This is a genomic window from Vibrio genomosp. F10 str. ZF-129 (assembly GCF_000287055.2).
Taxonomy (GTDB): Bacteria; Pseudomonadota; Gammaproteobacteria; order Enterobacterales; family Vibrionaceae; genus Vibrio.
In genome coordinates this window covers 63,844-77,658 of record NZ_AJYQ02000128.1, presented here as the reverse complement: position 1 = coordinate 77,658, position 13,815 = coordinate 63,844, and the positions used below count along the sequence as shown (strand labels likewise).

11 protein-coding genes are annotated in these 13,815 nt (G+C 44.7%); 9 read left to right on the top strand and 2 right to left on the bottom strand.

Annotation, left to right across the window (positions count from 1 at the left end; genetic code table 11):
• Positions 1 to 2,136: protein-disulfide reductase DsbD family protein (locus A1QO_RS17680; protein ID WP_017041004.1), on the bottom strand; the 2,136-nt coding region annotated here is incomplete at its 3' end.
• A gap of 330 nt (positions 2,137 to 2,466) precedes the next feature.
• Here A1QO_RS17680 and A1QO_RS17675 point away from each other — a divergent pair.
• The 6 genes from A1QO_RS17675 (at position 2,467) to A1QO_RS17650 (ending at position 7,405) form a co-directional block, all read left to right on the top strand.
• A complete protein-coding gene (locus tag A1QO_RS17675) occupies positions 2,467 to 2,886 on the top strand; it encodes a universal stress protein (protein ID WP_017039894.1) in 420 nt (139 codons plus the stop codon).
• Positions 2,887 to 3,218: 332 nt separating this feature from the next.
• Positions 3,219 to 4,223, top strand: coding sequence for a LacI family DNA-binding transcriptional regulator (locus A1QO_RS17670; RefSeq protein ID WP_017036884.1), 1,005 nt, complete (start codon positions 3,219 to 3,221; stop codon positions 4,221 to 4,223).
• 308 nt (positions 4,224 to 4,531) lie between these two features.
• Positions 4,532 to 4,855 (top strand): PTS sugar transporter subunit IIB, encoded by a 324-nt coding sequence (locus tag A1QO_RS17665; protein ID WP_017033308.1) that lies wholly within the window; start codon positions 4,532 to 4,534, stop codon positions 4,853 to 4,855.
• Between the two features lie 4 nt (positions 4,856 to 4,859).
• A complete protein-coding gene (locus A1QO_RS17660; RefSeq protein ID WP_017041003.1) occupies positions 4,860 to 6,197 on the top strand; it encodes a PTS cellobiose transporter subunit IIC in 1,338 nt (445 codons plus the stop codon).
• Positions 6,181 to 6,543 (top strand): PTS lactose/cellobiose transporter subunit IIA, encoded by a 363-nt coding sequence (locus A1QO_RS17655; RefSeq protein ID WP_017033310.1) that lies wholly within the window; start codon positions 6,181 to 6,183, stop codon positions 6,541 to 6,543. The genes A1QO_RS17660 and A1QO_RS17655 overlap by 17 nt, the downstream gene beginning before the upstream one ends.
• Positions 6,524 to 7,405 carry a hypothetical protein gene (locus tag A1QO_RS17650; protein ID WP_017039893.1) on the top strand — a complete coding sequence of 294 codons (882 nt, stop codon included), beginning with the start codon at positions 6,524 to 6,526 and terminating at the stop codon, positions 7,403 to 7,405. The genes A1QO_RS17655 and A1QO_RS17650 overlap by 20 nt, the downstream gene beginning before the upstream one ends.
• A 186-nt stretch (positions 7,406 to 7,591) precedes the next feature.
• On the opposite strand, the gene A1QO_RS17645 is transcribed toward A1QO_RS17650, so the two are convergent.
• Positions 7,592 to 10,192, bottom strand: a complete 2,601-nt coding sequence (locus A1QO_RS17645) for a glycoside hydrolase family 3 protein (RefSeq protein ID WP_017039892.1) — start codon at positions 10,190 to 10,192, stop codon at positions 7,592 to 7,594.
• A gap of 142 nt (positions 10,193 to 10,334) precedes the next feature.
• Here A1QO_RS17645 and A1QO_RS17640 point away from each other — a divergent pair, with 142 nt between their 5' ends.
• The 3 genes from A1QO_RS17640 to A1QO_RS17630 all read left to right on the top strand — a co-directional run bounded on the left by A1QO_RS17640 (position 10,335) and on the right by A1QO_RS17630 (position 13,702).
• Positions 10,335 to 11,216 carry a helix-turn-helix domain-containing protein gene (locus A1QO_RS17640; protein WP_017033247.1) on the top strand — a complete coding sequence of 294 codons (882 nt, stop codon included), beginning with the start codon at positions 10,335 to 10,337 and terminating at the stop codon, positions 11,214 to 11,216.
• A gap of 197 nt (positions 11,217 to 11,413) precedes the next feature.
• Positions 11,414 to 11,773, top strand: a complete 360-nt coding sequence (locus A1QO_RS17635) for a glutaredoxin family protein (protein WP_017033246.1) — start codon at positions 11,414 to 11,416, stop codon at positions 11,771 to 11,773.
• 501 nt (positions 11,774 to 12,274) lie between these two features.
• Positions 12,275 to 13,702: a methyl-accepting chemotaxis protein gene (locus A1QO_RS17630; RefSeq protein WP_017038879.1), complete on the top strand. Its 1,428-nt coding sequence runs from the start codon at positions 12,275 to 12,277 to the stop codon at positions 13,700 to 13,702.
• The last annotated feature ends 113 nt before the right edge of the window (positions 13,703 to 13,815 follow it).

The window sequence follows — 13,815 nt, the reverse complement described above, 5'->3', positions numbered from 1 at the left end:
GGTATTTATCGCGTCCATAACCGCCTCAGTGTTTAGCACTACAGGTAATGGGATTCCTTCAGGCGACTGTGGTCCATAAACAACATTGAATGGGACGCCAAAACGACCATGAGATTGCAGAAACTCGGTGACACTCACACTCGGTGTTGTCCAGTTTCCCTGCATAGCAATGACATTAGGGTGTTGGAGAGTGCTGTAAACCGGATCTTGCAGAACAACACCGATTTTGTTGGCTTTACAGCTGATGCACCACTCAGCAGTCACATCCACAAAGACTGTTTTCCCTTGTGCCACATAATCATTGATTTTACTGGTCGACAGCCTTTCCCAATTCGGCTCTGCGGGTAAAGGCGTCGCCCACTTATCGGTCGTTACACTACCAATCACCATGCTACTTGCAAGCAAAACCACCACTGTTCCTCCAACCCACGCTGCGACTTTTTCTCCATAGACTTTCAATGTACGTATAAAGAACGCGACAACCGAGACAATCCCAATAATAACAATCCATAAAATGGGAAGGTGATGAGTCAAAAGCGACAGCAACCAGAGACTGGTTATGAGCATCATTGCGCCAAATAGATACTTCACTTTGCTCATCCATACACCCGGTTTTGGCAATGATAGAGCAATGGATGGGAACGTAGCGACAAGGATCCAAGGTAGAGCCATTCCCAACCCTAAAGCGGCAAAGATAGCGAACATGGTTGGGATGCTCGTTGCCAAAGCGAAAGCAACCGCCGTTCCCAGGAAAGGCGCAGAGCAGGGTGTCGCCAGTAGTGTGGCGAACATGCCTTGAGTGAAATGGCCAATATACGAGTTGTCACCTTGGGACGCCAACCAAGTATGAGTATTAGAGGATAATCGGAACTCGAACAGACCCAACATATTGGCACCAAACAGCCCCGTGATCAGTACCATTGCACCAATAAACCAACCGCTTTGAAACTGGATTCCCCATCCTATTGCGCTGCCCGTCAGTTTTAATGCAGCTAAAAACAAAGCGATCAATAAAAATGACGTCACAATACCTGCAGAAGAAGCCAAAAATTGACGTCTAATTTGTCCTCGATTAAGAGCTCCTGCATAGACGACGCTACTGAGTTTCATGCCCAGTACGGGTAGCACACAGGGCATAATGTTGAGAATTAGCCCGCCTAAAAACGCAAACAAGAACACCGTTTCCAGCGACATCTCACGGGTTGGATCCGAGATAACCGTTGAGATAATGGTGGTTGGCAGCTCCGTTATAAAGTCTTTGTCACCAATGGTCACCAAAAGTTCTTCACCCGCCAATTGACGGGGGCCTAACCAACTCGTAACGTCGAACGTCACGACTAGCGTATCACCATCGGTATGGATCACGGGCCATGAGAATGAAGTGTTTTCAACCTCTTCAGAATCGCCATCAACCAAAACCTTGGGCGCTTTCCAACCCAATGGTTTAATCGCCGTAACTTGAAGCTTACTCTTACTTTCATCCCATATAGCGCTCACTTCCTGTACTAAAGGAGAAACTCTAGGCACCTGACTTAGCCCCTGGGCATAGGTATGCATCGCATCATCAGACAGCAACAATTCTGATGGTACGAAGGTGAGTTCAAATGGATAATCCGTCAATACACAAACGGTCTTACAGGATGACAGCGTTAAGTTCGCCCTGAATGTGACGGGAAATTTCACATCATCAACATGAAGCGTAATGGGAAAGATCACCCGTTCTTTGTACCCTAACGTGTCAATACCCAACACGCTGAAACGCTGAGGATAAGGCCATAACCAATCAACATCGTTAATGTTATCTGACTGACTCCAAGTCATACTCGGTTTAATCCCGCCCTCTCCAGGACTTCGCCAATAAGTCTTCCAGTCATCACTCAGTTTGACTTCAAGAAAACCCTCAACGGTGTTTTGTGATTGATTGACCTGCCCAGTAACCACGAAGCGCGTCTTAACAGGCGGATGATTGGGGTTTTGCAACCAACCCGTATCCGTTTGCTGTGTTTGAATTTGGTTTTGAGCTAGGTTTTGAGCTTGGACTTCAGCCTGAGCTTTTAAAGGAAGCATGACCACACTAGAAAATAGCAAGAGCAGTCCAAACAGTAATGAACGAGCGACGAAATGGATTTTTGGCATGTATGTTCCTGTGCAAATGGGATGAAAACAATTCTTTGACTGAACCGATGGTTGAACGTTACATGCTCAAAACACTGTCCTTTACAAGACCGTAAATGACCACAGAGCTAATCTGTCTTCTTCTGGAGCGTACTCGTGGCGTAAACGGCAAAAATGGCAAAAATGGCGTTTATTGTTATGTTTTTTATAGGACAAGTCCAAGTAGGATTTGTTACATTCCATTCCGAACAAGATAAATGCGCAATATCTCATCAATTTGCGACCTCTTCCGCATCAATTTAACCGGCCTAGCGCTATGGTTATTTCAGTCACTTAGAAAGGGGAATAGCTATGAAATACCAACATATCCTAGTCGCACTTGAATTGTCTGAAGACAGCAACGTTCTTATTGATCGAGCGGTTTTCCTTGCCAAACAGTTTGACGCCAATATTTCTTTTATTCATATCGATGGAACCCACGGTGAAATCTACCCTGAGCTTATCGACATTCAGTCGCATGATGGGGACATCCCACTAAAGAAAAACTCTGTTGATCAACTCAAGAGGTTTGAAAGTTATGCAAACCACCCTATCCAGAGTTTTCTAGTCGGTACCGGCGACTTAAGCGACAAACTTCATGACACAATCCTTGATCACAAAGTCGACCTTCTTATTTGTGGGCATCACCACGACTTTTGGAGCAATATTGTCTCCTATTCAAAGCATCTAATTAACAAATCACCGGTCGATATTCTTATTATCCCTATTTAGCCCACGTAAACTCGATAAAGCGAAATAAACTCGGCATTTTATAACCTTTCATAGTGGAACACCGCGCTCTTATCGATTCAGGGCGCAGTGATCTATTTAAAGCACTCGTTACGTCGTGGTGAGACGAATAAGATCTCATTATCGGTGACCCTCTGCGTAATCACTGCTTGCTCATTGCGACATTGTTCACTTCTTCGTTCACTTCTTCGGCTTGCGGTTCTTCACCAAAATCAAAAATCGCAAGTGATGCTAAAAAATTGGCTCTAGCGCTTCTCTAACAAAACATAAATCTGGTATCTTCTGTGTTCAAATAATGGTTTTAAGAGGCATGGATGACAACAATTTCAGATGTATCTCGCATTGCTGGTGTATCTAAGGCGACAGTTTCTCGTGTGATCAATGGCACTGGGCAAGTCAAAGAAAGCACGCGAGAATTAGTAAAATCTGTCATGCAAGAACTCAATTATAAGCCCAGCTCAGTCGCACAAGCCTTGGCCACTAAAAGTGGAAACAGCATAGGTTTGGTCCTTTCAGACTTTACGGGCAGCTATTTTGGTATTTTGCTTAAACAGGCATCAGTGAGTGCCGATCTCATGGGCAAACAACTGTTAATTGCGGATGGTCATAATCAAGCTGAAAGTGAATTAAAGGCGGTTCATTCGCTTGTTGAAAAACGATGCGATGTGATTGTGCTGTATAGCCGTATGTTATCCAGTGATCAAATAACCGCGCTTAACCAATCTATTGACATACCGATAGTGAATGTCGGTAGGCAATTGCCTGAGAATGCGGGTTACTCTATCTCTTTTGATCAGCAACACGCAGTTAAAATGGCCGTCGATCACCTAGTCGAATCAGGTCACCGAAGCATTACTTACCTAGGCCCAACGCCAAGTACACCAACATCCACATCTCGTTCTCAAGGCTTCACGTTGGCAATAAACCAACACACAACAACAAAGATTGAATCTTACCAACACCCTTGTGAATTTGGCTTTATTGAAGGATACCAAGCAGGAAAAGCACTCTTATCTAAAGGAAGCCTCACCAGTGCTATCGTTGCTGCATCTGATGATATTGCTATCGGTTGTATTAAGGCGTTTTCTGAACAGGGAATGTCGGTCCCCAAAGACATTTCCATTATCAGTATTGATAACGATCCCTGCAGCGCTTTCGTAACGCCTTCTTTAACAACGGTTGAAATCCCTATTCAAGCGATCATGGCTCAGGCTATGTCAGTGGCTCAAAAGCTTATTGAAGGACACACGTTATTTGAATCTGAAGTGATCCAAGGGCAACTGATCGTTCGAGACTCAACAGATCTCTTCACGCCTTAATCAGACGCCACTCCCCCTAGTGAACGATACACTTTAGTCACTAGGGCGTGTTTTTAAACGTCGCTTTCTCGATATCCTGCCACTCCCCTTACCGTTCGAAGTGCTCACTTAATCAACAACCCAACCAAATTGATACTTTTATCATCAATGTTTTATCGAACTACTGCTGGCTAAAAATTAGACATGCGTAGCATATTTAATACCCATGGTATTCATCCGAATGATTTATCGTGTATATATGTAACCGGTTACTGAAACCGGTTACATTTTTATTGTAACGGGTAAGTGAATAATTAAGGGAAGGCAGTATGAAGATATTTTTATGTTGTGCGGCAGGTATGTCGACAAGCATGCTCGTCAGTAAAATGGAAAAATCGGCGATGGAACAAGGAATAGAGTGTGAGATCTCAGCGCACTCTATTTCAGAATTTGACGACTGCATTAAATGGAGCGATGTGTGCTTGATTGCTCCTCAGGTCAAGTTCAAATATGAAGAATTTAAGCGAATAGCGAACGAGCTCAATAAGGGGTGTGCGCTGATCGATATGATGAACTACGGGATGTTAAAGGGCGATGCTGTTTTAGAGCAAGCGATTACGCTCTATCAAACCAAAGAAACTATGGAGAGTTAGCAAAATGGCAATATTTGATAAAGTACTGAGTTTTGTAGAGACGGTTGTCGCTCCGGCGGCAGGCAAGATCTCTGCACAAAAACACATTAATGCCATTAAAGATGGATTTGTCTCCACAATGCCCTTTCTCATTGTTGGCTCATTATTATTAGTCTTAGCGTTTCCGCCTTCAGAGGGGAATTTCTTCTTTGATGGTTGGCATGGTCTCATCGACCTAATAGGAAAAGAGAACATTCTGACGCCATTCCAGCTAAGTATGGGAATCTTCGCGCTCTACGCTTCATTCGGTATCGGCTTTAGTTTGGCGGAAGCGTATAAATTGCGCCCAATGAACACGGGGATGCTTTCCATGTTCGCCTTTTTATTAGCGGCTGCACCTATGGTGAACGTTGAGATTGGCGGAGTACTACCCGGTGCATTCCTCGGCGGAACAGGGGCATTTACCGCGATAATTTGCGGTCTATTTGTTCCAGAAATGCAAAGGCTCCTGATCAAATACAATATTCGAATCAAGATGCCAGAAGCGGTGCCACCGAAGATCTCTGCGTCGTTCGATCTTCTTATTCCGATTGTCTTTATCTCCATTATTATCATGTCGGTGAACGTTTACCTTGCTCAGCATGGTATGAAGATCCCTGACGCTATTATGACGTTGTTCCAACCTTTAGTATTGGCATCAGACAGTTATGTGGCTTGTTTACTGGCTGTATTATTGGTTCAACTCCTTTGGTTTAGTGGCATTCACGGTGGTTCAGTCGTGGGTGGCATTATCGGACCTATGCTATTGATAAACTTAGGCTTAAACCAAGACGCTCTAGCAGCAAGTGAACCTTTACCCGCGATATTCATTAACCCAGTGATGGACTTCTTTATCTTTGTCGGCGGTGCAGGCGGTACATGGGGGCTCGTCTTACTCATGATGCGATCGAAAGCAACTCAGCTTAAAACCATCGGTAAAATGTCGATTATTCCTGGCACATTCAACATTAACGAGCCAGTCATTTTCGGTACACCCATTGTAATGAATCCTATCTACTTCATTCCTTGGCTACTCGCCCCTACCATTAATACCACCATCGTTTGGTTTACGTTCAAAGCTGGCCTTGTCTCAAAAATTATTGCTATTCCACCATGGACGATGCCAGCACCGATTGGTGCCATCATCGCCACCAATTCCGGAACCGCTGCACTGGTCGTTTTAAGCAGTATCGTCGTCAGTTCGATTGTTTTCTATCCATTTATGAAAGTACATGAAAAGCAGCTACTTAAAGAAGAAAACGCACTGTCTGAAAGCACCCAAAACAACGCAAAAGAAGGAAACCTCAATGAATGTCAAAATTGATAGTAGTGAGGACATAACTGAAGAATTTCTCATGACATTGCTGTGTCAAGTTGGCGAAGCTCGCTCTGCCTTTATGGAAGCCATGATGACGGCGAGAAAAGGCCATTTTCAGCAAGCTCAACAACTGCTTAAAAGTGGCGATGAAGCACTGACCGCTGTTCACAAATCACAAACCGCACTGATTGGGTTTGATGAAGGTGCGGGCAAAGTCACTATGACGTTAATTCTGACTCACATTCAAGACCACATTATGACAACGATGCTTTGCCGCGAACTTGCTGAAGAAATTGTTGCTATTCACCACAAACTGAACAAGGTTAGAAGTTATGAAGAAGCGCATATTTGATTTTACCGCTGAAGATGTCCGTAATGCTTCTCGTCAAGATATTGTCGACAGCATTCAGAACTCTGAAGGTCGCACCATCATGGTGGAAAATGTGGTGGCAATAGCCCCACCTATCGATGTGGTTTCAGGCGCAGAGATTGCGGCGGCTTTTGGAGCGGATATGATCACATTGAATTGCCTAGACGTCATGAAACCCGCGATAAAAATCCTCTCAGAAGATCCTGAAGAAGTCATGTCGATAGCGCAAATAAAAGCGGCAACGGGTCGTTTGATTGGCTGTAATCTAGAGCCTGTACCAGACAATGTCAGCCACGTAGACGTTGGCAGAACAGTGACCAAAGAAACCGTTGAACGAGCGATAGAGATCGGGCTCGATTACGTCATGCTCACCGGAAACCCTGGTAATGCCGTCACACAAGAAACCATACTTGATGCCATTACATTAGTTCGTAATGTCTCTAAAGAGATCATTATTGTTGCAGGTAAAATGCACGCCGGTGGGGTGGGTAACGATTATAACCTCGGTATCATTCCTGCCTTTGCAGAAGCAGGGGCCGACGTGATGATGTTCCCCGCTCCATTCACGACGCCTGGCGTTGATGCTAACCTCGCTCGCGAAATGATGACCGCCGTTCACCAAACAGGCATGCTCGGAATGCTGGCGATTGGAACTTCTCAAGAAGGGGCCAGCGAGTCTTATATTGAACAAGTGGCAATGGCCTCCAAAGCCGCTGGTGCCGATATTGTTCACATCGGTGATGGAGGATACAGCGGAATCGCGCCACCTGAAAACATCATGCAACTGGGGATTACCCTTCGAGGACGACGTCATCAATACAAACGTATGGCAAACCGTCGCTAAATAGGCGTTCAACCCACTCTATAATTTAGTCAAAATACGAACAAGCCAGTCCATCCCTAGGCTGGCTTTTTTGACGTTTGTAGCTTTTTAGACGTTTATGGCAATGCAAACTCAGCCATCAGATGTCGGTTCGACTCACCTTAACTGCTCAAATGGCACCTAGCCAAACCGGTTAATCAGCTCTGGCTAAGCTTGCCAATAGACATTCGCTAAGACCGCTTTAAAACGGCCATTACTGGTTAAAGAAAACACGGTGTGTAGACTCGATAAATCCACGCCAGAATCAAAGAAGTGTTGGCAAGGAACTTGAAACTGAACAAATTCGTCTGACGCTCCCATTAAAGCCTGGTTCAATGCATACGTCACCACATCCCCTGTATCACTCTCCAGCATGTTAAACGGGCGAGTTACTGTCACCAGTACGTCATCACTCGGGGCTTCAAGCACTTTCAACTCGAACGAAATTAAGCCATTTTTGTAGTCGCTGAGGTCCTCCCCCTCGCTATTGGTCGTCTCAATGTACAACGCATTAACACCCTCTAAAAATGTGAACTCAACAGCGTCTTGCTGCTGCTGATAATTAAAAGGCGTGGTCACCAAGGTCGTCAGTTTCATGGCATTATTTCTAGAGACATCCATACCTTCTTCATTGTGAGTGTCAGCGACCTTGCACTGATAATCTCCAATGGTCGCTTGAATACCGTACATGTGAGTTTGCTGTGCGAGCGTGACCTCTGATTCGGTATCGAACTCAAGTTGGTCGAGATCCCGATCTTGTTTCTTGTCGGTGTAGTTAAGCCCGTAACCATAATCAAAGAGCGGCGCGTGCTCACCTTGAGGATCTTGCTCGTTTTCCGGTAACTCGTACTGGCCAATATGTGGTGGAATTCGATTCACCGTGTAGCTTGACTTTTTATTTGGCCAACTAAAGGAAAGCACACCATGAAAATCAAACTTCGGCTGATTATTATCATCTGCAACCAGCAAGTCGATGATGCCTTTACCTTCGCTTCCTGGTAAAAATGCCGCCACAAACGCATCCGAACGAGCGATTTCTGTATTCACATAAAGAGGCCGCCCGCTGAAAAATATTGAGACAACCTTGACCCCTGCCGCATGCAACTTGGCTATTTTGGCGCAATCTGAGGCGTAACTGCGTTTCAACTTAGCAAATTCTAGGCTTTGCCACGCTTTAATATCGCCCATCATTTCAGCGTAGGGATCTTCACCAAACACGACGATAGCCGTATCCACCGAAACCAATGGACAGGTCAGATCGGGATCATAAATAACGTTCTCTTCGCCAAGCTCAGCTTCTAGCCCCATTTTCACCGTTGTTGCGCCAGGAAAATCGCCCAGGGCATTTTCATCACCTTGCCAAGTCAGGTTCCATCCACCAGATTGTTTTTGTAAATCATTGGCTGCGCTGCCGGTTAAAATAACGCGCTGGTTTGATTTAAGCGGCAATATTTCATTTTTGTTCTTCAGTAGAACCAGTGATTTACGAACCGCTTCTCTTGCTACGCTGCGATGTTCAGGTGCGCCTAGAATCGCTTGGTCACCGGCCAGAGCACGCATTGAAGGCTGCGGTTTATTCCACAAACCCGCTCGCATCTTAACCCGAAGAATTCGTGTCACAGCATCGTCAATCCGGCCCATTGGTATGGTACCCCGTTGAATATCAGCAACGGTGTTGTGGTAGACCGCTTGCCAATGCTGGCGAACAGGAATCATTAACACATCGTTACCCGCGTTAATCGCGTACCGTGCGTCTTCATTTGAACACTTACTTATCTCGGCGTGACCGTTCCAGTCGGTGACAACCAGCCCGTCAAAGCCCATTTGCTCTTTAAGTACATCGGTTAACAGATATTTACTGCCATGAATTTTCTTGTTGTATGGCTCATTAATGCTCAGATCATGGTCATAATTGCTTTCGTTGTCCCAACTGTTAAACGAAGACATCACGACTTGAGCCCCCGCTTCTAAACCACTGAAATACCCCATGGCATGAATATTACGCAATAGATCTTCACTGTAACGGTTAATTCCACGATCAATACCGATCATTGTTCCACCATCGCCGACCCAGTGTTTTACATTTGAAATGACATGATAGTCATCTTTCAGCTCTGCGATATTGCCTTGTAAACCCTTTACCATTTCGCCTGCATACGCATACGTGATCTCTGGATCTTCTGAATAGCCTTCATACACGCGCCCCCAACGCAAATCTCGAGGCGTAGCAACCGTCGGTGCAAATGTCCAATCCAACCCCGTTGCAGCAACTTCTAGGGCGGTAATTCGGCCGATTTTTCGGATCAATTCAGGGTCACGAGCGCAACCTAAACCAATATTGTGTGGAAAAACCGTCGATGAAAACACGTTGTTATGACCATGGACTGCGTCAGTTGCCCACATAAATGGAATACGGAAGGGCCGATGAGAAAAGGCTTGCTCAGTCGCCGCCCAGTAACTATCCGCTTTCTTTGCCCATTCCGCCGCACTCGCTCGTTTATTACCATCAGGCCAGGACCCGCCTCCGTTGAGAATGGACCCTATTTTGTATTCAATCATCTCTTGCGCGGTTATTTCTCGAAGCTCAGGTTGGATCATTTGCCCTACTTTTTCTTCGACCGTCATTTCTTTAATAATCGAAGCAATTTCCGCTTCCAATCCACTGTCAGGTTTAAATTCTGACTGAATCTTGGGCCAGTTTGAAAAATAAGGAGTAGAGAAAGAAGTCGTCATAATTTGCATTCCAGACACTAAGGCATTAAAAACCATGAAACCATCTATAGCTCATGCATCTATAGTTCATACATCGATAAACCAGTGCTATCTATAAATGGGGCTTGATGAATTCATACTAGAGCTCTAGAATCTTACTTTCTACCAATATTCCGACAAGTATGGGTAATATAGCGACATGACGACCACATATCAGCTCAAGTCACATCTTAAACACAACCATGTTAGGTTTGCCTATGTCGATGGCTACCATAGCCATGACTTTGCCACCCATAAACACGACTATTCTGAGCTGTTCATTGTTATTGGAGGGACAGGGAAGCACCAAGTTGCTGGGCACAGTTACCCTCTCAGTATTGGGGATGTGTTTGTTATCAATGGTGACGTTGAGCATGGATTCAACGACGTGAATGATCTCCGAATCATTAATTTAATGTTCGATTCCAATCTTCCTTTTTTCGATTCCCCACAGGTTAGGCTGCTGCCTGGCTATCAAGCGTTATTTACCGTCGAACCCATCGCAAGACAAAACAACGAATACCCTGCGAAGCTTACGTTAAACCCAGAACAACTGACTCGCCTCAGGAACTTGTTGGTGTTGATTGAAACCGAATACAATGATGCGCCCATCGGCTTTGAAAGTATGCTCGCTTCATTAATGCAGCAGTTGGTTATCACCCTTTCTAGAGCCTACCAAGGCGATTCAACAGAAAGTAACCAACCCACCTTGGCGTTAAGTCGCGCGCTTGTTTACATCGAAAGACACTACGCTAACGCCCAGTTAAACAGTGATGAAATTGCCAAAGCCTCCTTTGTAAGCCAACGACAAATGGAACGTTTGTTTCGCCAGTTTTTACAGACTTCCCCTAATCAATACATTCGAAACATCCAACAAAACCAAGCCGCTTTGCTACTCAAAGAGCAGCACGAACTTTCGATTCAATCCATATCAGAATCATGCGGATTCTCAGACAGCAACTACTTTTCCAAGTGCTTTAAAAAACACTTCGGGGTCAGCCCTAGGCAGTATCGAAAGGAATCACTGTTTCAAAGAGAATGATTGCAGTCAGTTTAGCCGCCATCAACGAGAAGGAAAAAGAGAAAGAGAGAAAGAGAGAAAGAGACACAGAACAACATTATAAAACAAGTTACCTATAAAAAATCACCGTTAAAAATGCGGTCATTCAGGTCTATTTCCACGCTGCCATCGCTGTTACACTATTGTGAAATTTATGCAGTAGATAAAGAAGAGAAGTTATGAAGTTAATTCGTTGGTTTTTAGGGAAGGTCATTTTGACATTGAATTTTGTTTTTGCCCCAAAAGGCATTAAACGTTCCCCTGAGATGCAGGCCGATGTTGATAATAAAGCCAGTGCGTTAGCATTGTATCAATTCGAAGCGTGTCCATTTTGTGTCAAGGTTCGCCGAGCAATGAAACGTCAATCGGTTAGCTTTGAGCTCCGAGATGCGAAAAATGATCCAACCCACAGAGACACCTTACTCACTCAAGGTGGCGCACTTAAGGTTCCATGCCTGCGTATCGAAAAAGACGGCCAAACGACCTGGATGTACGAATCATCAGATATCGTCACCTACCTAGAAAAAGAATTCGCGTAACCCATTTAACGCTTTAAGTGATTCCGTAACCCCAACTTAACTGAGCAACGGTTTTCATCGTTGTTAACTCAGTTGCCATGTCTATTTAGCGATTGTTATTACTCGATATACATGGTTTTTATTCGCTGTTAATAGAAAGACTGAAAGTTGGGTTTACTTATTGTTTGTTTCTCGGTCCCTGCCGCCAGCAGCAACAGCAACAGCAACAGCAACAGCAACAGCAACACAGATTGGCATACCATTGACCATATCATCTCCTCCTAATGGCTTTCCTTAGTACAAAAAACCAAATACCTGCGTTTACACCCTTTCTTCCAGTTGCACTATGATTAGCGAGTGAGTGAATACTTAAATAACAAGTGAATCATCAATAAAACCACTTGGCATCACTAAAGCGATGTAACAGAAGCAACAAATAGCTTACAATTTGCGACACACAACTCAATAATAATGAAATTTAAGTAGTAAAATACGCGATTACTACGATGGATGGAGCCATTTATGAAAGAAGTAGATTTTCGAACGATTGATCGTTTGTTTATTAAAATGTCAATCAACGACAAAATGTGGGTGATTTTTTTCCTGTTTCTCACAACATTAACTTGCATCAGTGGCGCTCGCTATTTTGGTACTATTGAACAATTTGAACAGCAATCGATCATGGCCGCAGAATACAAGCTTTCTGGCCTTCTCTCTTCTGAAAAAGTAGACGTTCAAACGATACAAGGACTTTCCAATACCTCTTCATTAAGAGACCCAGTCTTTAAAGAAGGTCTTGTTACTGTCAGCAAACAGCATCAATCCGGTTCCCTTTACCAGTTCACTGAAAACTTTTCGACCCGATACAATGCAATGCTAAGTGACGCAAAAACAACGTTCGCACTCAGTTACCTTTGGGCACTGCCCTTTGCTATTTTTGTCTACTGGGTTGCCACCTTTATCGGCGGGGCATTGTGGGTTCTCTATTCGACGACGGAAAAAATATCAAAAGGTGATCTGACTTCTCGTTTAGGCTTTCACGCTGGGCGTGATGAATTTGGCACCATCGGCTGCGCACTTGATAATGCAATGGATACATTATCGACACTGGTTAACACCGTGAAAGATAACTCGACCAAGCTTGGCGAAACATCCAGTTCATTCGAGCGTGAAATGAAAGAGAGTGAAGCACAAATCAATAACCAGTATTCCTCCCTCGATTCTGTCGCAACCGCCATGGAGCAAATGACCGCATCCGCCCAAGAAGTTGCCTCAATTGCTAACCAGGCCACCACTCAAACCGAGCAAGACCGCGCTCAAGTGAATGAAAGCCGTGCTCGCGTAGAAAAAGCCATTCAACAAATCGTCCAGCTGTCGGATTCTATCTCCCAAGCTTCAAACTCAGCCGCAACGTTGAACGACAACACCGCCAAAATCAGTGACGTGGTAACAACCATTAACGGTATTTCAGAGCAAACCAACTTACTTGCGCTGAATGCGGCTATCGAAGCGGCTCGTGCAGGTGAACAAGGCCGTGGTTTTGCCGTGGTTGCTGATGAAGTAAGAACACTTGCGAGCCGAACTCAAGCTGCGACGGTTGAAATTCAGACCATGATTGAACAACTTCAAAATGAAAGTCAAAGCATCGCGGGCATTACGGAGCAAACCGTAGGGCAAGCGCAACATAGCCAGGAAGTGATCACCAGCATCGGTGAAGACATCAATTTCATCGCCGATTCAGCCAACCACATTAATGACATGAGTGTGCAAATCTCTACGTCTGCACAAGAGCAAAGCGCGGTTGCGAATGACATCGCAAGTGAACTGTCAGATATTCGAACTCAGTCTAATACACTGAAGAGCGTCTCAGAGAAGTCTCTTGCAGGCGTGGCTAGCCTCACTGAATCTTCACGTGAGCTTGGCGAGGTATTGAAACGCTACGAAACCTAATCACACCAAAAAACGAGTACCCTAGAAAACGAGTACCCCAGCCAATTAGCTGCCAAAAATAAGAGGAGAAACGACTCGGGTCGCATCTCCTCTTTTACTTTTAGTCCAATTTA

Bases quoted from the DNA above. Each gene is read 5' to 3' on its own strand.
- A1QO_RS17645 (WP_017039892.1), bottom strand. From the start codon at position 10,192: ATGGTTTTTAATGCCTTAGTGTCTGGAATGCAAATTATGACGACTTCT.
- A1QO_RS17655 (WP_017033310.1), top strand. From the start codon at position 6,181: ATGAATGTCAAAATTGATAGTAGTGAGGACATAACTGAAGAATTTCTC.
- A1QO_RS17650 (WP_017039893.1), top strand. From the start codon at position 6,524: ATGAAGAAGCGCATATTTGATTTTACCGCTGAAGATGTCCGTAATGCT.
- A1QO_RS17665 (WP_017033308.1), top strand. From the start codon at position 4,532: ATGAAGATATTTTTATGTTGTGCGGCAGGTATGTCGACAAGCATGCTC.
- A1QO_RS17670 (WP_017036884.1), top strand. From the start codon at position 3,219: ATGACAACAATTTCAGATGTATCTCGCATTGCTGGTGTATCTAAGGCG.
- A1QO_RS17640 (WP_017033247.1), top strand. From the start codon at position 10,335: ATGACGACCACATATCAGCTCAAGTCACATCTTAAACACAACCATGTT.
- A1QO_RS17675 (WP_017039894.1), top strand. From the start codon at position 2,467: ATGAAATACCAACATATCCTAGTCGCACTTGAATTGTCTGAAGACAGC.
- A1QO_RS17660 (WP_017041003.1), top strand. From the start codon at position 4,860: ATGGCAATATTTGATAAAGTACTGAGTTTTGTAGAGACGGTTGTCGCT.
- A1QO_RS17635 (WP_017033246.1), top strand. From the start codon at position 11,414: ATGAAGTTAATTCGTTGGTTTTTAGGGAAGGTCATTTTGACATTGAAT.
- A1QO_RS17630 (WP_017038879.1), top strand. From the start codon at position 12,275: ATGAAAGAAGTAGATTTTCGAACGATTGATCGTTTGTTTATTAAAATG.